This window comes from Pelosinus sp. sgz500959, assembly GCF_042610375.1.
In the GTDB taxonomy this organism is placed as follows: domain Bacteria; phylum Bacillota; class Negativicutes; order DSM-13327; family DSM-13327; genus CTSoil-075.
This window is the reverse complement of sequence record NZ_JBGJZL010000001.1, coordinates 560,082-582,726: the sequence shown is the minus strand read 5'-3', so window position 1 is coordinate 582,726 and position 22,645 is coordinate 560,082. Positions and strand designations below refer to the sequence as shown.

Here is a 22,645-nt window from a genome sequence, read left to right as displayed (position 1 = left end):
GGGGTCTTTTACGATATAATGGAAGAATTAGAGTTAGAGACGAAACGACGAAGGACATTTGCGATTATTTCCCATCCAGATGCGGGGAAAACAACGTTGACGGAAAAATTATTATTGTATGGTGGAGCCATTCGATTAGCTGGTTCTGTAAAGTCTCGAAAAGCTCAGAAACATGCTGTTTCTGACTGGATGGAGATTGAAAAACAAAGGGGTATTTCTGTAACATCCAGTGTATTACAATTTGATTATGATGGCCATCGAGTTAATATTTTGGATACGCCTGGCCATCAGGATTTTAGTGAAGATACTTATCGTACGTTGATGGCAGCGGATAGCGCTGTCATGCTCATCGACGTAGCGAAAGGCGTGGAAGAGCAGACTAAAAAGCTATTCCATGTGTGCCGGCAACGTAAAATACCTGTATTTACTTTTGTGAATAAATTAGATCGTTTTGGTAAAAATCCTTTTGAATTAATGGAAGAAATTGAACAGGTTCTTGGTATAAGGGCATATCCTATGAATTGGCCGGTAGGAATACATGGTAATTATGTTGGGGTATATAATCGTCAAGAAGCTCAAGTAGAATTGTTTGAGCGCGATGGATCACATGGTCAGTCTGTATTGCCTTCAACGATGGGGAATGTAAGTGATCCAGCTTTCCGTGAGACCTTAGGCTCTGATATTCATGAAGCTTTATGTGAGGATATTGAGCTTTTGGATATGGCTGGTGATGCTTTTGATTTAGAACAGGTTAAGAGCGGAGAATTGACACCGATGTTTTTTGGTAGTGCAATGACCAATTTTGGTGTGCGTCCATTTCTAGAAGAATTTTTAAAGTTGGCACCACCGCCAGCACCACGTTTATCCAATGAAGGGGAAATTAATCCGACCCAAGAAGAGTTCTCGGCATTTGTGTTTAAAATACAGGCTAATATGAACCCAGCTCATCGCGATCGTTTAGCTTTTATCCGCATTTGCTCAGGTAAATTTACTCGTGGAATGTCTGTATATCATGTGCAATCAGGTAAAAATATTAAACTGGCTCAACCACAGCAGTTTTTGGCTCAAGAGCGGACAATCATTGATGAAGCCTATCCAGGGGATATCATTGGTCTATTTGATGCTGGAGTTTTTGGTATTGGTGATACCTTGTGCCAGGAAAATATGAAATTCAGTTTCCAAGATTTTCCTGCGTTTCCTCCAGAACAATTTGCGCGAGTGCAACCTAAGGATACAATGAAACGCAAACAGTTCGTCAAAGGCATGACTCAGCTGACACAAGAAGGAGCTGTACAGGTCTTCCGTCAACGGGACAGTGCAGTAGAAGCCTTTATTATTGGAGTAGTCGGAGCGTTACAATTTGAAGTATTAGAATATCGCTTAAAAAATGAATATGGCGTTGATCTTATTATGGATCGCTTATCATTTAGTGTAGCGCGTTGGTTAGTTGGTGAAGAAAGTGCAATTAAGTCAATGAAGGGTATTGATAGTGGCATGATTATTCATGATATAAAAGATCGACCAGTTCTCCTATTAAGCAATGAATGGGCCATCCGATGGGTGAGTGAACGTAACCCTGATGTTGAGTTTTTAGAGATTCCTGAGAATTCTCAAGGCATATAAGGATACAATCAACAAATAAGCCTCCAAGTCAGCAAGATGATATGTGTTCAACGCACATGCTGACTTGGAGGCTTATTTTTTACATGTCTGCAAGTCTTTTGCAAATCAGTAAAATTTCATCTAAGTTATCGAGAAAAATATCCACAAGCTTGGGGTCAAAGTGAGCACCGCGTTGTTCCCGAATATAACAAAGTATATCATCAAGTGGCCAAGTACTTTTATAGACTCGTGTACTATTGAGTGCATCAAAAACATCAGCTAATGCAACAATTCGTCCATAAATATGAATTTCTTCGCCAACAAGACCGTGAGGATAGCCCGTTCCATCATAACGTTCATGATGCTGTAGAGCGATCAATGCTCCGAGTTTTAGGATTGAACGCTTAGAATTTTTGAGCATTTCATAGCCAATCGGTGAATGAGTTTTCATGATCGTAAACTCTTCTGCTGTTAATTTTCCAGGTTTGTTTAAAATGGCATCTGGAATTGCTAATTTTCCTACATCGTGAATGGGAGCAGCCAAACGCAAACTTTCCGCTTCCTCCGGTGACAGACCATACTTTAGAGCTAATAATTTAGCCATTTCAGCGACACGCTTAACATGATTACCCGTTTCTTGAGAACGTGCTTCTGCAACTTCACCTAAGGTGAAAAGGATTTCTTTTTGCGTATCTTCAACTTCTTGACTTAAATAGATATTATCGAAGGCGACGGAAACATTGGTACAAAAAATCTCAATCAAATCTCGATCCCAAATACTGAGTGCAGGAATTCCATCGATATAAAGTACGTTTTCCGAGCCCTGTTTACTGCAAAAATAAATAACAAAACGGTCATGAAAGTAAAGGTTTTGTTTCTCTTTGAAGGCATTCATAATATCATTACGTGGACCGATAAAACTTTCTGGAGTCATTGTTTTTCCAATCAGTGATTTATAGGAACCAGTCGCAGCAAGTATCAGAAGATCATTGAGATTTTTTTTGGTCACAGCGATGCCGGATACATGATAAGATAAAGCAGTGGGGTTCATATTTAAAAGAGATATAATTTGAGATAAGACGCCAGAAGTAAAATTACCGATGGACTGGGCTTCAAACATGGTAGCAGATGACTCGATGATTTTCTTCAGGCTGCGGCGATTGGCTTCAATCGTACTCATATCACGAAATGAGCGAAGAGTTGTCACTAACGTAGTATGAAGTTTTTGAGCTGTGAGTTCGGTTTTTTCTTTGTAATCATTAATATCATATTCTACAACAACCTTATGCTCTGGTGCTTGGCCAGGTTGTCCAGTGCGGAGGATGATTCTTACTAGATGATTATTGAGCTCAGTACGGATATAGCGTGCAAGTTGAAGTCCTGAATCCTCTTTTTCCATCACTACATCTAATAAAACAACAGCTATATCTATATTTTCTGATAGAAGTCTCTTTCCTTCTGCAGCTGAGTAAGCACTCAGAAAATGAATAGCCTTACCGTCAAAGGTAAATCGTCGAAGAGCCATCTTGGTTACAGTGTGAACTTCTTCCTCATCATCGACGATTAATATTTTCCATCTTGGTTCGTTACTAGGAGATCGGAGGCTTTCGGTAAAGAGTGTAGCTTCCTCATCTTCTTGAAATAATAGTTCTTTATCATTCATTGCCATAACCTATCTCCTTTTCCGACAGAAACTCAATTCTAAATTTCCTGTAAGTACCGATTTTTCTCATATATTCAATGTTTTATTTTTGGTATCGATCACATAATAAAACCATACAAAATAAATAGAAGTACATTTAAAATTCGATAAAATATCAACTTCCCCTGCAAAAAAAAGGATTATTTGCAAAAAAAACTATCATAAGACAATTGATAAAATATGCCATATACGATACCCTAAAAGGGAAGATCCTATCTTAATGAGGTTGGAAGAGGGGGATTATATTGTCAAAGCATACAGAGCTTGAATTAAAACTGATATGTACTGATCGCCGTATGTGGGGGCGGATTATGACAAGCCAGTCATTAAGGGAAATCGCAGTACCTGACTCAAAGGTTTGTCAAACATTAGAAGCTTATTACTTTGATACAGAGATCGGTAGTTTACAAAAAGAAAAATTGGCATATCGCATTCGACGTGAAGGTGAACAGTGGATCGCGACTGTAAAAGGTGGTGGAGCATCTCATGGTGGCCTGCATGACCGTCAGGAATGGAATGTTGTTGTCAGTAATGCTGAGCCGGATATTACTGTATTCTCAAACACTGATATTGGAGAAAAATTGATTGAAGTGATTGGTGATCAAATACTGAATCCTATCTTGATTACTCGATTTGAGCGTACAAGCTTAGATGTAATCATGGCTGATGGCAGTCAGATTGAAGTGGCGGCTGATGAGGGCGTTATTATTGCTGGTTCGCAGACTGCTCCCATTTTGGAAGTGGAATTAGAACTAAAGGCTGGGCAGGCAGCTGCAGTGGTTAGATTAGGAGCAATGCTGGCGAAAGAATATCCTTTACTACCGGAATCAAAGAGTAAATTTTATCGTGGTTTGAAGTTGGCAGGGCTCGTAACTGATGAGCCACTTGAAACGAATCAATTGATTCAACTCGATAAACATATGGCAGCAAGTGAAGGACTACGTACAGGTCTCGTCCAATTGATCCTTCAAGTTTTAGTTGCCCAGCAACTTTTTTTTGAAAATCAAACACAGACGGAAGCTTTGCACGAATTGCGTATTGCCTTACGTCGCTTACGTTCCTTATTGGATTTTTCGAGTCGTTTATTTACGGATGAACAATATCAATGGTATCAAGCTGAGTTAAGGACTTTGGGACAATGTATGGGCGTATTACGTGATATTGATGTTGCTTATGAAAATTGGAGACAGTACAGCCAAGTCATCATTAGAGAGGATAAAACTGCTCTAGGTGAAGTATTAGCAAAGTATCGATTAAAAGAAACTGAGAAATTATACAAAAGTCTTTATCATGGTTTATCATCACCTTTGTTATTGGATTTATGGGCCACTCTTATTGAACCGCAGGCTCCGAAGTTTTTAGAAGATCATCTGAGTATTCAAGAATATGTAGTTCAGTACTTTGCTGCCTGGATTAAGAACGTCAGTAAGCAAAGTAAAAATATTGATTGGACTCAAACTGACACTGTACATAAAATCCGTTTACAAATAAAAAAAATAAAGTACGTATTACAAGTCTTTCAGCCCCTACTCCGTGAGATACCTCAGTTTAGTGTGCGTTTAGACGTCTTACAAGATAAACTCGGTTTATTGACTGATTATGCGAGTATAGATAATTTGTTTCGAACGTTACTAACAGGAAAGGCGACTAAAGCATTACATCTAGAAATTGGAATGATCATTGGCTGGAATGAGTATGAAAAAATGTTTATCCAAAATAAAATGGATAAATATTGGAAAAAATTTCACAATGTAGCTAAAAAATGGGAATGGAATAAATGATAGATAAAACCGTTGTGCTAGCGCAACGGTTTTATCTATTTTAGAATACATGTAAAAAATTGTACGTAACTGATATGAAATTAGGAATTTTTATAATGAGGAGTGAATAGGATAGAAAATGGGTTTCTTAGAGCATTACATTATAGTGATATGAAAATGGGGGATTGGTATTGTGGGTAAAAAAGAATGTGTGGCAATGATTTTAGCTGGTGGACAGGGGAGTCGTTTGGGGAGCTTAACAAAGAACATCGCAAAACCAGCAGTACCTTTTGGTGGTAAATATCGCATTATTGATTTCTCACTCAGTAATTGCCACAATTCAGGGATGGATACAGTGGGTGTACTGACTCAATATCAACCCTTGGCACTACATAATTACATTGGAATTGGAAGTTCATGGGATTTGGATCGTAGAGATGGTGGGGTCTTTATATTACCACCCTATGCACAGGAAAAAGGTGCTGAATGGTATAAGGGAACAGCAGATGCCATTTATCAAAATTTAAATTTTATTGAGATGATGAATCCTAATTATGTGCTCATATTATCGGGTGACCATATTTACAATATGGATTATTCTCTCATGCTAGAATATCATAAGGCTAAAAAAGCTGAAGTGACAATTTCAGTAGTTGAAGTTCCATGGCATGAGACCTCAAGATTTGGCATTATGAGCGTCGCTCAAACAGGGCGAATTACGGAATTTGCTGAAAAACCTACAGAACCAAAAAGCAATTTAGCATCGATGGGGATCTATATTTTTAATTGGCGGCTCCTTAGAAAAGCTTTAGAAGATGATAGTAAAAATCTTATTTCGAGTCATGACTTTGGTAAGGATATTATTCCGAAACTGTTGGCTGCAGATCATCGCTTAGCCGCATATTATTTTGATGGATATTGGAAAGACGTAGGGACGATCGAAAGTTTCTGGGAAGCTAATATGGATTTATTGAATGAAGAACCTGAGCTTGATCTATATAATCCAAATTGGCGAGTTTATTCTGTCAATGCAGCACGGCCCCCACATTATGTCGGGAGTTCAGCAAAAATAACACGGTCTCTGGTTAGTGAAGGTTGTTCTATTTTGGGAGAAGTCGAACATTCAGTGGTCTTTCCAGGGGTACATATTGGAGAAGGTGCCCAAATAAAAGATTCAATTATCATGCCTTATGTCAATATTGGTGCTCACTCTAAAGTACAGCGGACAATTATTGGCCGTAAAAGTATCCTTGGAGCAGGCGCAATTCTTGGTAATCTTACGTATAAAGGCATAACGGTAATAGAAGAAAATATAGTGATTCCTAGTGATAGTGATGTCTTGGCACAGAGTATCATAGGAATACAAAAGCAGGTGGGATGACATGCAAAATGTAATGGGAATTATTAATCTTAATGAAGATCAAGAGTTTTTAGCTGAATTAACAAAAGGACGACCACTAGCTGCTGTACCTTTTGGTGGCCGATATCGGATGATTGATTTTATTTTATCGAACATGGTTAACTCGGGTATTCAAAATGTTGGGATTTTGGTACAAGAAAAATATCGGGCACTTATGGATCATTTAAGATCTGGTAAAGAATGGGATTTGGCGCGCAAACGTGATGGTTTATTTATTTTACCACCTGGTCAACCTCAGTACTTAGCCGGTTTTTATCGAGGAAATATTGATAATTTCTACAATAATCTCGATTATATTGAAAGCAGTCGGCAAAAATACGTATTGATTGCAGGGAGCCATATTATCTGCAATTTGAATTATCGTAAACTTTTTAAATTTCATCAAGAAATGTGTGCCGATATTACAGTGATGTACAAAGAATATCATGGGACTGAAGACTTTATGAAACATGCAATCTTAGAGTGTCAAAATGATGGGCGTCTTGATAATCTAGTGATCAATCCATCTGAAACTTTATCACGTAAGGTTTCGATGGAAATGTATCTCATTGAAAAAGGTTTGTTGGTACGGTTAATTAAAGAATGCCAAGCACGGGGGGGCTTGGATTTTGTCAAAGATATCCTGATTCGCAATATTGATAAGTTAAGAATGTATGGTTATTCCTATAAAGGATATGTTGCTCGCGTTGATTGTGTGAAAAGCTATTACCGTCATAATATGGAATTGCTAAAACCAGAAAAATGGGAAGAATTATTCTTAAAATCAGGGCTAGTCTATACAAAAGTAAAGGATGAAGCTCCAGTAAAATATAAGGAAAATGCCAAAGTTTCAAATACAATCCTTGGTAATGGTTCGATCATTGCAGGGTGTGTGGAAAATAGTATTCTATTTCGTGGCGTGACGGTACATAAAGGTGCATATATAAAGGATAGCATCATTATGCAAAAATGTGAGATTGGTGAAAATGCGATCCTTGAAAATATCATCTGCGATAAAAATGTAAGCATTACCCAAGGGAAATGGCTAAAAGGGGAAACAAATTATCCACTTGTCATTGAGAAAGGTACTGTCATTTAAGAGTGCTGTTAGGAATCGTCACGGCACTATCCACATTTATATGGGGAGGTTTATATTGTTGATTGATAAAGACAGTTTTAAAGAAGCTTATCTGCATAAAGTACAGAAAATGTATGATAAAGGTCCTGCAGAGACAAATCGAAATGAACGATATGCAGCTCTAGGCAGTTTAATTCGTGATTATATCAATCCCAATTGGACAAAAAGCAATGAACAGTATAGTGATAAAAGGGAAAAACAGCTTTACTATTTTTCTATAGAGTTTTTACTAGGAAAACTTTTGGAAATGAATTTGTTAAATATGGGGATGACAGAAGTCTGTACACAAGCCTTGGCTGAATTGGGTATTGATATTAAAGATATAATTCAAGAAGAACCTGATGCCGGTCTTGGTAATGGAGGGCTGGGGCGATTAGCAGCTTGTTTTTTAGACTCTATGGCCTCACTTAATTTACCGGGACATGGTTGTGGTATACGTTATAAATATGGATTATTTGAGCAAAAGATCGTCAATCATAACCAGGTCGAAGTACCAGACAATTGGTTAAAAGATGGATATATATGGGAATATCGCAAAAATGATAAAGCGGTTGAGGTAAAGTTTGGTGGAAACATAAGAAAAAACGTAGAAGATTCAAAGGGCGTTCAGTACATCCATGAGGATTATGAAATCGTATTGGCAATACCTTATGATATTCCCATAGTTGGATACCAAAATAATACAGTCAATACATTAAGGTTATGGAGTGCTGAACTCGCCGAAAGTGATTTAAATTTTGCGTCTTTGAATCGCAGTGATTATTTAAAGGCTGTGGAATATAAACATTCAGTCGAGAGAATTTCTAAGATTCTTTATCCCGATGATAGTTTTATTGAAGGGCGTTTATTAAGATTAAAACAAGAATATTTTTTTGTGTCAGCAGGATTACAAAGCATCATACGGGGGTTTAAAAATAAAAATAAAAATTATAACATGAAAGAATTCCCTGATAAAATTGCCGTGCACATTAATGATACCCATCCAGCTTTAGCTATTCCTGAATTGATGCGATTACTATTAGATGTAGAGGAATTGAACTGGGATGATGCATGGCAGATTACTACGAGAACAATATCTTATACCAATCATACGATAATGCCCGAAGCTCTTGAAATGTGGCCTGTGGAAATGGTGAAAAAATTATTACCACGCATCTATATGATTATTGACGAAATCAATGAGCGATTTTGCCGAGAATTGTGGGCAAAATACCCAGGGGAATGGGACCATATTGGGCGTATGGCAGTGATTGCTGATGGCGTAGTTCATATGGCTCGTTTAGCAGTCGTTGGAAGCCATAGTGTAAACGGTGTTGCAGCACTGCATAGTGATATTTTACGAAATCATATTATGTATGACTTTGATCAATATTATCCTTATAAATTTAATAATAAGACGAATGGTATTACTCATCGACGATGGCTATTGAAAGCCAATCCTCGATTAGCTGCATTGATTACAAAGACGATTGGCGACCAGTGGATTAAATATCCCATTGAACTTTTGGGATTATGCCAAGTTGAGACCAATACAGTTTTCAAAGGGCAACTTGCTGAAATTAAATTGCAGAATAAACAACGATTAGCCAATTACATTCATGAAAAAAATAGAATAGCAATTAATGTACATTCTATTTTTGATGTACAGATTAAGCGAATTCATGCTTACAAACGTCAAATTTTAAATGTATTACACATTATGCATTTATATAATCTACTGAAAGAAAATCCTAGCTTTGATATCATACCGCGGACATTCATTTTTGCTGGTAAAGCGGCACCTAGTTATCATATTGCGAAACAAACAGTTAAATTAATTAATTTATTGGCGACAGTGATTAACAATGACAAAACCATTCATGATAAATTAAAAGTTGTTTTTTTAGAAAACTATAGTGTATCTTTAGGAGAAATACTTTTTCCAGCAGCTGATGTCAGTGAGCAAATTTCTACAGCAGGTAAGGAAGCCTCGGGTACAGGTAATATGAAGTTTATGATGAATGGTGCTGTTACGATTGGGACACTTGATGGTGCCAACATTGAAATCAGAGATGCCGTTAATGAGGATAATATCATTATTTTTGGTCTTACAGCTGAAGAGGTTTTTAATTATTATAATTATGGTGGCTACAATGCCTGGGATGTCTATAATCAAGACATACGCATAAAGAAGATCTTGGAACAATTAGTGAATGGCTTTCTACCAAGTGCGAAAGAAGAATTTAGACCTCTTTACAATTATTTATTACAAAATAATGATGAGTTCTTTGTTCTTAAAGATTTTTCCTTGTATTGTCAGGCTCAATTATTACTTGAAGGTAAATTTAGAGATCGACAACAATGGTTGTCCATGTGTGTCAGAAACATTGCTTATTCAGGTTATTTTTCCAGTGATCGAGCCATCGCAGAGTATGCAGTTGGTATATGGGGAATCAGATCAACCCCTATAATCGGATAGATATTTTATGGGGATATACGATTTTGTATATCCCCAATTGTCATTAAATAAATAAATTGCAAAATAAGAAAATTTTTCGACAGAAATTTACAAAGATATAATAAAAAATAGAGGAGTTTAGGAACAAAACGGGAAATAATAACAAATAAAATGTGTAATAAAATTACGAATGTTTCGAATAAATTATTAAATAGGAGGGCTGACACATGTTAATAAACAAGGAAGAATTGAAAAAAATGTTTGTGAATAACGTACAGACAATGTTTGGTAAAGGACTTGAGGAAGCATCGACTAATAATAAATATATGGCGTTAAGTCGTGTTATTCGTGACATTATTAGTAAAAATTGGTTAGAAAGTAATAAACGTTACACTAAAACAGGAGAAAAACAGGTTTATTATTTTTCCATGGAATTTTTACTTGGGCGATTACTGGACATGTATTTGGTGAATGGTGGGATAAAAGATACCTGTCAAGTTGCCCTAGCTGAGCTAGGGATTGATTTGGATGAATTAGAAAAACAAGAATCTGATCCAGGACTGGGGAATGGTGGTCTAGGCAGACTTGCAGCCTGTTTTATGGAATCTATGGCAGCAGTTGAATTACCTGGTCATGGATGTGGAATTCGTTATAAATACGGTTTATTTGAACAAAAAATTGTAGATAATTATCAGGTAGAATTACCCGATAATTGGCTTAAAGATGGTTATGCTTGGGAATTCCGTAAACCTGATAAAGCAGTACAAGTACGATTTGGTGGCTCTATTCGAGAAGAGTGGGATAAGGGGCGTACACGTTTTGTTCACCAAGATTATGAAGCTGTACTTGCAGTTCCCTATGATGTTCCTCTTGTTGGTTATCGAAATAATACGGTCAATACCTTACGATTGTGGAGTGCTGAAGCTGTAAATGATGCTTTCGATTTTGCTTCTTTTAATCGTGGTGAGTATTTGCAGGCTATGGGATATCAGAATTCTGTAGGACAGATTTCAAAAATTTTATATCCTCAAGATGATTTTTATGAAGGACGCGTTCTGCGTTTAAAACAGCAATATTTCTTTGTTTCGGCTGGTTTACAAAGTATTATTAGGCGCTATAAACTTACTAATCCTAGTATGAAAAAATTTCCAGAAAAAGTAGCTGTACATATTAATGATACTCATCCTGCTGTAGCCGTTCCTGAGCTCATGAGGATACTTATGGATGAAGAAGGGCTGTCCTGGGATGATGCGTGGGCCATTACGACAAAGACTATTTCATATACCAATCATACGATTATGCCTGAAGCCTTAGAAACATGGACAATTGACATGTACAAAGCGCTGCTCCCGCGAATATATATGATTACCAATGAAATTAATGAACGTTTCTGCCGCATGTTGTGGGACAGAAATCCTGGTAATTGGGATAAAATAAAAGGTATGGCGATCATTGTTGATGGAATGGTACATATGGCAAGGTTAGCAGTCGTAGGGAGTCATAGTGTCAATGGGGTAGCTCAAATCCATACGGATATTTTAAAAGAACATATTATGCGAGATTTTCACGAAGTATATCCAGGAAAATTTAATAATAAGACCAATGGTATTACTCATCGCCGTTGGCTTTTAAAATCAAATCCCCAGTTGGCTGAATTAATTACAGATTGTATTGGGGCAGGTTGGATAAAAAGACCTGAAGAGTTAGAGCAATTTGCAGATTTTGCTGACGATAAGAAAGTTCAAGATCGATTACGTAAAATAAAACTTTCTAACAAGAAAATTTTAGCAAAATATATAAAAGAACATACTGGCGTGAGTGTAAATATTCATTCAATATTTGATGTACATATTAAACGCATTCATTCTTATAAACGTCAAATGCTTAATATTTTTCATATTATGGATTTGTATAATCGATTAAAACAGAATCCAGACCTTGATATTACCCCTCGTACTTATATTTTTGCTGGAAAGGCAGCACCTGGCTATTATATTGCAAAACAAACCATTAAATTAATTAATGTTCTTGCATCCGTAGTTAATAAAGATAAAGATATCAAAAATAAATTAAAAGTTGTATTTCTAGAAAATTATAGTGTTTCATTGGGCGAAATGTTATTTCCAGCAGCTGATGTGAGTGAACAAATTTCCACAGCAAGTAAAGAAGCGTCAGGGACAGGTAATATGAAGTTTATGATGAATGGAGCTATTACAATTGGTACTTTAGATGGGGCTAATGTGGAGATCCATAATGCTGTGGGTGATGATAATATTTTTATTTTTGGTTTAACGAGTAAAGAGGTCTTTGATTACTACCTCTATGGTGGCTATAATGTCTGGCACTTATATAATAATGATATCCGATTAAAAACCATCTTAGAACAGTTAGTTAATGGCTTTTTCCCATATGAAAGAGAAGAATTTAGAGCCATTTATCAATCATTACTTTCGAATAATGATGAGTTTTTTGTATTACAGGATTTTGACTCCTATGCCAAAGCTCATGTCGAGCTCGATCAAAGATATAAAGATAAAGAAAAATGGATAAAAATGAGCATCCAAAATATTGCCCACTCTGGAATTTTTTCTAGCGACCGGACGATTTGTCAATATTCAAAAGAAATCTGGCATACAAGATCTGTAGATATATGTAAAGGATTATCATGTTCAAAACACTGAGGGGGTACTGGAGTGAAGAATATTTCACAATTAAGTGATGAAGATCTATATCTATTTCACGAAGGCAGTAATTTCCGCAGCTATGAGCTCATGGGGGCTCATGTCATCCATGGAAACGATAGCTTAGGCGTACGCTTTACGGTGTGGGCACCTAATGCTCGAGAAGTAAGAGTTGTTGGCAATTTCAACAGTTGGCAAGGTCAAGGACATGTCATGAAACGAGTACAAAAGTCAGGTGTCTGGCTGCTGTTCATTCCAGGCCTTAAAGCTGGTGAAATTTATAAATATGAAATCGTAACGCAAAATGGCGAACATCTATTGAAGGCTGATCCTTATGCTGTATATGCTCAACTCAGACCTGATACAGCTTCGATTGTTTATGATTTAAAAAATTATCAATGGCATGATGAAGAATGGCAAAATAAAAAGGCAAAACCTGCTTATCAAAGTCCAGTCGTGATCTATGAAGTGCATTTAGGTTCATGGCGGAGAGGACCTAATAATCAATTGCTGACTTATCGCGAATTAGCAGAGCTGTTACCAGCATATGCCCTTGATATGGGATATACTCATATTGAAATCATGCCTGTTGCTGAACATCCTTTTGATGGATCATGGGGCTACCAAGCCACAGGTTATTATGCAGTGACCAGTCGTTATGGAACCCCTGAAGATTTTATGTATTTGGTTGATCAATGCCACCAACATGGTATTGGTATCATTATGGATTGGGTTCCAGGACATTTTTGCAAGGATGATCATGGACTGCGACGTTTTGATGGTACACCGCTTTATGAATATGCTAGTTTTGAACGAGGAGAAAATCTAGGTTGGGGTACTGCGAATTTTGACTTAGGACGTACTGAAGTCTTGAGTTTTCTGATATCCAATGCCTTGTTTTGGCTAGAGACATATCACATTGATGGTATTCGTACCGATGCCGTTTCAAATATTTTATATTTGAATTATGGTAAGGAAGATCAGGAGTTTACTCCAAATAAATACGGTGGTAATGGTAACTTAGAAGGCGCCGATTTCTTACGGAAATTAAATCAAGTGGTATTTCAGCATCATCCGAATGTGCTCATGATGGCTGAGGAGTCTACATCCTGGCCGATGGTATCCTGGCCAACTTATATGGGTGGTTTAGGTTTTAATTTCAAGTGGAATATGGGATGGATGAACGATATGCTTCGATATATGGCAACTGATAGCATTCATCGTAAGTGGCACCATCATTTATTGACCTTTTCCTTTATGTATGCTTTTACAGAAAATTTTGTATTAGCTTTATCTCATGATGAGGTTGTTCATGGTAAGAAATCCATGCTTAATAAAATGCCTGGTGATTATTGGCAAAAATTTGCTAACCTACGTGCATTTTATGGATATTGGATGGCTCATCCAGGAAAAAAATTATTGTTTATGGGAGGTGAATTTGGTCAATTTATTGAGTGGCAAGAACATGAAAGTTTAGATTGGCATATTCTTGAGCATGAAAAACATGCTCAGCTACAAGTATACTCCCGTGAACTGAATCAATTTTATCAACGACATCCAGCGTTATGGTCAATTGATGGTAATTGGCATGGGTTTGAATGGATTGATTGCAGTGATTATACACAGAGTATTATTTGCTTTATGCGTAAATCGACTAAGAATGATGAAATGTTGATTGTAGTGTGTAATTTTACTCCTGAAGTACATGGAGCCTACCGAATTGGTGTACCTGAAATAGGGACTTATCAAGAAGTTTTTAATAGTGACTGGGAGAGATTTGGGGGATCTGGTCAAGAAAATTTAGGACAATTAGTTGCAGAAGAGACCAATTGGCAGAATAAACCCTACTCTCTTGTTGTAAAAATTCCACCCCTAGCGACTATATATTTGAAATGTCTACCATGTCAACGAGAAGATTCATTGCAAATTGGAAGATAGTATGAAAATCGACAAGGCGTAATTGGTAAAGAATTTATGAACAGGGGAGGTCCTTATGCACAAAAAACAATGTGTTGCCATGTTATTAGCTGGTGGTCAAGGGAGCCGACTAGGAGTTTTAACGCGAAAAGTAGCAAAACCAGCAGTACCTTTTGGTGGTAAATATCGAATCATAGACTTTCCTCTAAGTAATTGTTTTAATTCAGGAATTGATACGGTTGGCGTACTTACACAATACAAACCCTTAGCTTTAAATAGTTATATTGGAATTGGCAGTGCCTGGGATTTAGACCGAATTAATGGCGGCGTTTATGTCCTGCCGCCTTTTGTAAAAGAACAGGGTGGACAATGGTACAAAGGTACGGCGGATGCGATTTGTCAAAATATTAATTTCATTGATCGGTTTAACCCTGAGTATGTGTTGATCCTATCAGGTGATCATATCTATAAGATGGACTACTCTCTGATGCTAGAATTTCATCAGGAAAAGAAGGCTGATGTCACGATTGGTGTGATCGAAGTACCGTGGGATGAAGCCAGTCGTTTTGGTATTATGAGCAGTGATGAAAATAATCGTATTACCCAGTTTGATGAGAAACCAAAAGAACCAAAGAGTAACCACGCCTCCATGGGGATTTATATCTTTAATTGGTCAATTCTTCGAAAACAGTTACTCGAAGATGAACAAGAACAGAATTCAACTCATGACTTTGGTCATGATATTATACCTAAAATGCTAGCACTTAAACATAAACTTGTTGCTTATCCTTTTGAAGGCTATTGGAAAGATGTTGGGACAATCGAAAGCCTTTGGCAGGCTAACATGGATCTGTTAGATGAAAAATCTCAGCTTACGATGTATGATTCGAAATGGAGAATTTATTCAGCGAATCCACCAAGACCTCCCCATTATCTTGCTGGAACAGCTAAGGTAAATCGTTCAATTGTGAGTGAAGGATGTTTGGTTTTTGGTGAAGTCCAAAACTCAGTGATTTTTCCTGATGTTTATATTGGAAAAGGGGCAATTGTTAAAAATTCTGTTGTAATGGCTGGAGCCCATATTGAGAATCATGTCGTAATTGATCATGCCATTATCGGGCGCAAAGTAGTACTTAAGCAAGGAGCTACAGTATCGCCTGAGCAGCAAGAGACTGGAGAAGAAAAAATTATAGTTGTTGCAGCAGATATGATTATTCCTCCCCATAGTACAATTCGTGAGAGTATTTCCTGTCCGGTCAATGAAGATGGTTGTGAAGAGGAGGACAGGTAGTCATGAATAATGAATTAATGGGAATTATCAATCTTAGTGAAGCTGAAGAATATCTGGGCGAACTCAGTCGTACTCGGCCTTTAGCAGCCGTTCCTTTTGGTGGACGTTACCGATTAATTGATTTTGTACTTTCGAATATGGTGAATTCGGGTGTGTCAAATGTAGGAATCTTTATTCAACACAAATATCGATCATTGATGGATCATTTGCGTTCGGGTAAAGAGTGGGATTTGGCACGTAAGAGAGATGGATTATTTATCTTGCCACCTGCGTATACCAAAAATCCTATGCAAATACATCGAGGTGACGTAGAAAACTTTTATAGTAATTTAGATTACCTTTGTAAATCGAGACAAAAGTATGTTGTGATCGCAGGTCCTGAGATGGTAAGCAATTTAGATTATCGCCATGCTTTGGAATTTCACAAGACGACAGGAGCAGACATTACTGTTTTGTATACGAAAGCCAATTGCGTCACCCATGATTGTATACGATCCACTGTCTTAGAAATAGGGCAAGATGGAAAGGTACTTGATATGACAGAGTATAAAGAATGTGGACAATGCCAAAATATATCGATGAAGACATTTATCATGGAAAGAAAAATATTGATAGAGCTGGTTAATGAGTGTATTGCCCGTGGCGATTCTGATTTCATAAAACACTGTATCATTAAAAATATTACTAAACTCAACGTGCGTGGTTACCATCATCAAGGTTATGTAGCACGGATTAGTTCACTTAGAGGTTATTTTCAGCATAGCATGGAGCTTCTAAGCCCTCATATTTGGAAGGAAATATTTTTTAAATCTGGTCTTATTTACACTAAGGTTAAAGATGAACCCCCCGCTAAGTATATGGCGGATGCTGATGTAAGTAATTCTCTCGTTTCTACTGGATGTTATATTGAGGGAAAAGTTGAAAATTGTATTTTATTTCGTGGCGTGAAAGTGCATAAAGGGGCATATATTAAAAATAGTATTGTCATGCAAAATGGTGAAATCTGTTCAGGTGCGGTATTAGAGAATATAATCTGTGATAAAGACGTAAAGATTACGGCTGACAAGCAGTTTAAGGGAGAGTGTAATTATCCGATTATAATTAAGAAAGGACAGGTGATCTAGAATGTTAAAAGTATTATTTGTAGCTGCAGAAGCGGCACCTTTTGCCAAAACAGGGGGTCTAGGTGATGTCATTGGTTCATTACCCAAAGAATTAAAGAAACAAGGGGTCGATGCACGCGTCATTTTACCCAATTACAAAGACATACCTGAAAAATATAAACAGCAAATGGTCTTTAAAACTAAATTTTCAGTGCAAGTAGGTTGGCGCCAAAAATATTGCGGTATTCTAGAATTTGTCTATGATGGGATAACCTTTTATTTTATTGATAATGAACATTACTTTAAAAGACATGGTTTTTATGGTTATGATGATGATGCTGAACGATTTGGCTTTTTCTGCCGGGCGGTTTTAGAGTCCTTGAATAAAATTGATTTTATACCAAATGTCATTCATTGCCATGATTGGCATGCAGGTATGGTTAGTGTTTTGTATGATGCTCATTATCGGCATCTTCCTGAGTACGAAGAAATCAAAACCCTCTTTACCATTCATAACTTACGCTATCAAGGTATTTTCCCTAAAGAAATCTTGCACGATATCTTGAGTTTGGACTGGAAATATTTTCAGCATGATGGAGTGGAATTTAATAACGCTGTCAACTTTATGAAGGGTGGATTAGCCTATTCTGACATGATTTCGACAGTGAGTCGTACCTATGCCCAAGAAATTCAAGATCCTTATTTTGGTGAACAATTAGATGGATTTTTACGTAAACGTAAAAATGATCTAGTTGGTATCGTCAATGGGATTGATTACGATATCTATGATCCTGCTAAGGATAATAAAATTTGTACTCATTATGATGTTCATTCCACTGCTGCAAAAGCGCAAAATAAAGTGGCGTTGCAGAAACAATTAGGTTTAACTGTGAATGCTGATGTACCGATGATTGCCATTGTTTCTCGTTTAGTTGGTCCTAAAGGTATGGAATTGTTAGAGCGTATATTTGTTGATATGCTTAAACACATGTCCAATGACAATCAGAATGCTCAGATCGTCATCTTAGGAACAGGTGAAGCTCGGTATGAGAATTTCTTTAGATACGTGGCTTGGCAATATCCAGGCAGAGTGTCAGCGAATATTTTATTTGATGATACCTTAGCCCGGCAGATTTATGCGAGTGCGGATATGTTTCTAATGCCTTCTCTTTATGAACCTTGCGGGATTGGACAGTTGATTGCTATGCGCTATGGTTGTGTGCCGATTGTAAGACAGATCGGTGGCTTACAAGATACTGTACAAGCCTATAATCAAGAGACTGGTATTGGTAATGGATTTACTTTTCCACACTATAATGCCCATGAAATGTCTGATACGATCATGAGGGCGTTGCTCATGTACCATAACAAGGAAGAGTGGAATAAAATAGTCATTAATGCAATGAATAGTGATTATAGTTGGGAACATTCAGCAAAGGATTATCAGGAAATTTATAAGAAGATGATTGGATAGCAGAGTAACATCAAAGGGAGATACAAGGGGATTTTGATAAGGAATTTCTTTGTATCTCTTTTGTATATAGATTTTTTATTATCCAAAGTGAGGGGGATCTTATGAATGAAAAATTTATAACTCATGATTCGCAAATGGAATTTTTTCGGAGTCCTTTTGGGGCTGTTTGTTGTCATGAACAACTCTTGCTTCGTTTGAAGATTCAAGACCTAGATGAATCGAGTGCTGTCGTATTAAGGTTATGGCAAGATGGTAGCGGTGAAGAAAAGATACAAATGCAACGAATCGAAGAACAAGGTGAGGAGCAACTGTACCAAATAAAATTTAATGCTCCGAGTAGACCGAGTATTGTATGGTATTACTTCATCATTACGATACAAGATAAAGTCTATTACTATGGTAATGATCCAGATCAACTGGGAGGCATTGGACGTCTTTACGAGACAATACCACCAGCCTATCAAATTACAGTATATAAAAAAGGTGCAGTGACTCCAGATTGGTTTAAAGAAGGGGTTATGTATCAAATTTTTCCTGATCGATTTTATAATGGTCTAGATCAGGTACTAAGTCCCAAGGCCAATAGTGTTATTCATGGTTCATGGAACAATAACCCTTATTATATTCGTGATGTAGATACAGGAAGGATTGTATATTACGATTTTTTCGGTGGAAATTTACAGGGTGTTATTACAAAGTTACCTTATTTAAAAGAACTTGGAATTAGTGTTATTTATTTTAATCCTATTTTTTCTTCTCCGAGTAATCATCGCTATGACACTGGTGACTATAAAACTGTGGATAGCATGCTTGGAAATAATGAGATTTTTGCAGAGTTATGTGCCAAAGGGAAAGAGCACGGGATTGCAGTTATTTTGGATGGCGTATTTAGCCATACAGGCAGTGACAGCATTTATTTTAATCGGGATGGGAATTATCCTGAAGTAGGTGCCTATCAATCAAAAGAGTCTCCATACTATTCATGGTATCGATTTGACGATTACCCTAATAAATATGAGTCTTGGTGGGGTGTTGATACATTACCAAATGTGGAAGAAAATGAGCCATCTTATATTGATTTTATTATTGAGAGTAAAGAGAGTGTGATTCGGCATTGGTTACTGCTGGGCGCGAAAGGCTGGCGTCTTGATGTGGCAGATGAACTACCTGATTCATTTATTCAAAAAATCTACAAAACAATGAAAGAGACGGATCAGGATAGTGTACTCATTGGTGAAGTTTGGGAAGATGCATCCAATAAAAAAAGTTATGGAGAATTGAGGCAGTATCTTCAAGGAGAAGAAATGGATTCAGTGATGAATTATCCATTTCGAAAAATTACTTTAGACTTTATGCTTGGTGCAATTGATGCCTATTCAGTTCATCGTTCGTTTATGAGCTTAGCAGAGAATTATCCAATTCAAAACTTTTATGCCATGATGAATTTAATTGGCAGTCATGATGTACCAAGGATTTTGACCTTGCTTGGCGAGGCACCACCCTATGAAACCATGACTGTTGCTGAGCTTGCTCGGTATCGCTTGCCAAAGGAAAAAAGAAAACTAGGAATTGCACGACTAAAAATGATGGTATTATGGCAAATGACATTTCCAGGAATACCTTCTGTATATTATGGTGATGAAGCTGGTTTGGAAGGATATAAAGATCCTTTTAATCGCGGGACATATCCGTGGGGACAAGAAAATAGTGAATTATTAACTTGGCATAAGAAAATGATTGCCCTTAGGAATCAATATGATGTCTTTAAAACCGGAAAATGGATTTCAATACCAGGACATCAGCAAGTCTATGCTTATATTCGTACGATTAGAAATGGTCAGGATGCTTTTGGAAAAAATAAAAAAGATAATACAGCTCTTGTACTCTTAAATCAGAGTTGTTCTCCAATTACAGTACAGCTATCTGTAAGACCATGGTGTTATGGTATGATGCTTGATTTACTTAATGACAATCAGAAAATTAAGGTTGTGAATGGAGTCATAAGTGTTTATTTAGAGCCTCTTGAAGGTAAGGTTTTACTACAAGTTGAGACTGAATCCTTTCCACGCAAGGCGGGAGTACTCATGCATCCCACCTCTCTGCCTTCTGCTTATGGTATAGGCGACTTAGGAACGGAAGTTTATGAATTTATTGATTTTCTTTATCAAAGCAAACAAAATCTATGGCAAATATTACCTTTAAATCCAGTAGGGTATGGTCATTCTCCCTATCAGTGTTTATCAGCTTTTGCAGGTAATCATTGGCTAATTTCTCTAAGTGAGTTAGTTAAAGAAGGACTTTTAGCAGAAGAGATGATACAAGATCATCCTTCATTTGATCAGGATCGAGTGGAGTTTGACAAGGTCAAAGAATATAAAGGAAAATTCCTGCGTATTGCTTTTATGAATTTCAAGAAATATAACACTTCCTCTGAATATAAAAAATTTGTGATGGATCATAATTTTTGGTTGCTTGATTATTCCTTATTTATGGCTCTAAAAACAAATTTTAAGGAAGAAGCATGGCATCGTTGGCCACAAGAAATCGCACAGCGCCAACAAAAAGCAATGGAAAAGTATCGCTTATTACTAACAAATGAAATTGAATATCATAAGTTTCTACAGTTTATATTTTTAAAACAATGGAAAAAAATAAAAAAATATGCGGCACAGCATAATGTTGAAATTATCGGGGATATACCAATCTTTGTCGCCCATGATAGCTGTGATGTATGGGCAAATCAACAGTTGTTTGATTTAGATAAAGAAGGCAGCCCTCAGACAGTAGCAGGTGTACCTCCAGATTATTTTAGCGAAACAGGCCAGTTATGGGGGAATCCTCATTACAAATGGCAAGAAATGGCCAAGGATGATTATCAGTGGTGGCGTCAACGTATAGAGGCGCTTTTGAAGTTTGTCGATTATATTAGGGTCGATCATTTTCGTGGTTTCGAAGCTTTTTGGGAAATTCCTGCAAAAGCTGAGACCGCAGTCGATGGTCTTTGGGTTAAAGGACCAGGTTCTCAATTCTTTAGCGTACTGGAAAAATATTTTAACAAATTACCGTTTATTGTAGAGGATCTAGGAGTCATTACATCAGAGGTCGATGATCTAAAACATGAATTTAATTTTCCTGGCATTAAAGTATTACAATTTGCCCTTGATTATGATGAGCATCGACAACGTATTGATTTTACTTGTGAAAAGAATAGTGTGTTATACACTGGGACCCATGATAATGATACAACACAGGGATGGTATGAAAAGATACTTAAGGATGAGCCTGAGTTTGCTAGCTGTATAAAGCAGTTTGTACAGCAGCAGTTAGGGATTAATGACAGAGAGATTCAATCTGCAGAAATGTCTTGGAAGTTGGTTGAATTTACCTATCAAAGTCATGCAAACACTTTGATTATACCCATGCAGGACATACTTTGTCTGGGAAGCCAGGGAAGAATGAACATGCCTGGTACAGTTGGTTCCAATTGGGATTGGCGATGCCGCAAAGAATCATTAACCTCTGAATTGAGTCATAAGTTGCTAGAGTTGGTGGAAAAATATAAGCGATAGCAGTAGAGGACTCATACGTTATCAATTCATTTTTAAATAAGAAATTAATGTCAGAATTGTTAAAAAAACATTGACGGATCCTAACTGCAGGAGTAAAATATAATTAATACTATACTGGTACGGTATAGATTAATAAAGGTGGTGATTCCATGCAGTTTAATCAAGGAACTGATTATGCTTTTCGGGTCATTATGCATTTAGCGGGCTTACCCGAAGGAGTGATTGCAAATAGCCAGACGATTGCTGAAGAGCAAAACATACCGGCTGGGTTTTTACAAAAAGTAATGAGAGCTTTGACGAAAGGAGAGGTGATAAAATCTTATCGGGGAACTGATGGGGGATTTGCTTTGGCAAAGTCAGCAGTCGAAATCAGTTTACTGGATATCATTACTGTCATGGAAGGGCCGATTGATTTACAACGTTGCTTAAAAGATCATGATGCTTGCAATCGGCAGTGTGCGAATCAATGTCCTGTCCATGCTGCACTCGCTGTTATACAAAGTAATTTTATCCAGTCACTTGCTAAGGTCAATTTTGCAGAAATGATTAACAAGTAAAATGAGGAGAGGTAG

General features: G+C 37.1%; 13 protein-coding genes. 12 read left to right on the top strand and 1 reads right to left on the bottom strand.

The window, feature by feature from the left end:
- Nucleotides 1-18: 18 nt before the first annotated feature.
- Nucleotides 19-1,623, top strand: coding sequence for a peptide chain release factor 3 (locus ACAN52_RS02515; protein WP_378951711.1), 1,605 nt, complete (start codon nt 19-21; stop codon nt 1,621-1,623).
- A gap of 79 nt (nt 1,624-1,702) precedes the next feature.
- Here the strand turns inward: ACAN52_RS02515 and ACAN52_RS02510 are convergent, their stop codons facing one another.
- Nucleotides 1,703-3,271 (bottom strand): DUF3369 domain-containing protein, encoded by a 1,569-nt coding sequence (locus ACAN52_RS02510; protein ID WP_378951709.1) that lies wholly within the window; start codon nt 3,269-3,271, stop codon nt 1,703-1,705.
- A 278-nt stretch (nt 3,272-3,549) separates the two neighbouring features.
- Here ACAN52_RS02510 and ACAN52_RS02505 point away from each other — a divergent pair, with 278 nt between their 5' ends.
- From ACAN52_RS02505 to ACAN52_RS02455, 11 genes are all read left to right on the top strand, one after another.
- Complete coding sequence (locus ACAN52_RS02505) at nt 3,550-5,085, top strand: CHAD domain-containing protein (RefSeq protein WP_378951707.1); 1,536 nt, start codon at nt 3,550-3,552, stop codon at nt 5,083-5,085.
- Between the two features lie 172 nt (nt 5,086-5,257).
- The gene (locus ACAN52_RS02500) at nt 5,258-6,445 is read left to right on the top strand and encodes a glucose-1-phosphate adenylyltransferase (RefSeq protein ID WP_378951705.1); all 1,188 of its coding nucleotides are present in this window, start codon (nt 5,258-5,260) and stop codon (nt 6,443-6,445) included.
- A 1-nt stretch (nt 6,446) separates the two neighbouring features.
- On the top strand, nt 6,447-7,562 hold the full coding sequence (gene glgD / locus ACAN52_RS02495; protein ID WP_378951703.1) for a glucose-1-phosphate adenylyltransferase subunit GlgD: 1,116 nt from the start codon (nt 6,447-6,449) through the stop codon (nt 7,560-7,562).
- A 55-nt stretch (nt 7,563-7,617) separates the two neighbouring features.
- Entirely contained in the window at nt 7,618-10,059 is a 2,442-nt protein-coding gene (locus ACAN52_RS02490; protein WP_378951700.1) for a glycogen/starch/alpha-glucan phosphorylase, read from the top strand.
- A 206-nt stretch (nt 10,060-10,265) separates the two neighbouring features.
- Nucleotides 10,266-12,719 carry a glycogen/starch/alpha-glucan phosphorylase gene (locus ACAN52_RS02485; RefSeq protein ID WP_378951697.1) on the top strand — a complete coding sequence of 818 codons (2,454 nt, stop codon included), beginning with the start codon at nt 10,266-10,268 and terminating at the stop codon, nt 12,717-12,719.
- Between the two features lie 12 nt (nt 12,720-12,731).
- Nucleotides 12,732-14,657 carry a 1,4-alpha-glucan branching protein GlgB gene (glgB, locus tag ACAN52_RS02480; RefSeq protein WP_378951694.1) on the top strand — a complete coding sequence of 642 codons (1,926 nt, stop codon included), beginning with the start codon at nt 12,732-12,734 and terminating at the stop codon, nt 14,655-14,657.
- A gap of 55 nt (nt 14,658-14,712) precedes the next feature.
- Nucleotides 14,713-15,927, top strand: coding sequence for a glucose-1-phosphate adenylyltransferase (locus ACAN52_RS02475; RefSeq protein WP_378951691.1), 1,215 nt, complete (start codon nt 14,713-14,715; stop codon nt 15,925-15,927).
- A gap of 2 nt (nt 15,928-15,929) precedes the next feature.
- Nucleotides 15,930-17,051, top strand: a complete 1,122-nt coding sequence (gene glgD, locus ACAN52_RS02470; RefSeq protein WP_378951688.1) for a glucose-1-phosphate adenylyltransferase subunit GlgD — start codon at nt 15,930-15,932, stop codon at nt 17,049-17,051.
- A gap of 1 nt (nt 17,052) precedes the next feature.
- The gene (gene glgA, locus ACAN52_RS02465; RefSeq protein WP_378951685.1) at nt 17,053-18,504 is read left to right on the top strand and encodes a glycogen synthase GlgA; all 1,452 of its coding nucleotides are present in this window, start codon (nt 17,053-17,055) and stop codon (nt 18,502-18,504) included.
- A 101-nt stretch (nt 18,505-18,605) separates the two neighbouring features.
- On the top strand, nt 18,606-22,073 hold the full coding sequence (locus ACAN52_RS02460) for a bifunctional glycogen debranching protein GlgX/4-alpha-glucanotransferase (protein WP_378951682.1): 3,468 nt from the start codon (nt 18,606-18,608) through the stop codon (nt 22,071-22,073).
- Nucleotides 22,074-22,222: 149 nt separating this feature from the next.
- Entirely contained in the window at nt 22,223-22,630 is a 408-nt protein-coding gene (locus tag ACAN52_RS02455) for an RrF2 family transcriptional regulator (RefSeq protein WP_378951679.1), read from the top strand.
- Nucleotides 22,631-22,645 lie beyond the last annotated feature (15 nt).

Bases quoted from the DNA above. Each gene is read 5' to 3' on its own strand.
- glgA (WP_378951685.1), top strand. From the start codon at position 17,053: ATGTTAAAAGTATTATTTGTAGCTGCAGAAGCGGCACCTTTTGCCAAA.
- glgD (WP_378951688.1), top strand. From the start codon at position 15,930: ATGAATAATGAATTAATGGGAATTATCAATCTTAGTGAAGCTGAAGAA.
- ACAN52_RS02455 (WP_378951679.1), top strand. From the start codon at position 22,223: ATGCAGTTTAATCAAGGAACTGATTATGCTTTTCGGGTCATTATGCAT.
- ACAN52_RS02510 (WP_378951709.1), bottom strand. From the start codon at position 3,271: ATGGCAATGAATGATAAAGAACTATTATTTCAAGAAGATGAGGAAGCT.
- ACAN52_RS02485 (WP_378951697.1), top strand. From the start codon at position 10,266: ATGTTAATAAACAAGGAAGAATTGAAAAAAATGTTTGTGAATAACGTA.
- ACAN52_RS02460 (WP_378951682.1), top strand. From the start codon at position 18,606: ATGAATGAAAAATTTATAACTCATGATTCGCAAATGGAATTTTTTCGG.
- ACAN52_RS02475 (WP_378951691.1), top strand. From the start codon at position 14,713: ATGCACAAAAAACAATGTGTTGCCATGTTATTAGCTGGTGGTCAAGGG.
- ACAN52_RS02515 (WP_378951711.1), top strand. From the start codon at position 19: ATGGAAGAATTAGAGTTAGAGACGAAACGACGAAGGACATTTGCGATT.
- glgD (WP_378951703.1), top strand. From the start codon at position 6,447: ATGCAAAATGTAATGGGAATTATTAATCTTAATGAAGATCAAGAGTTT.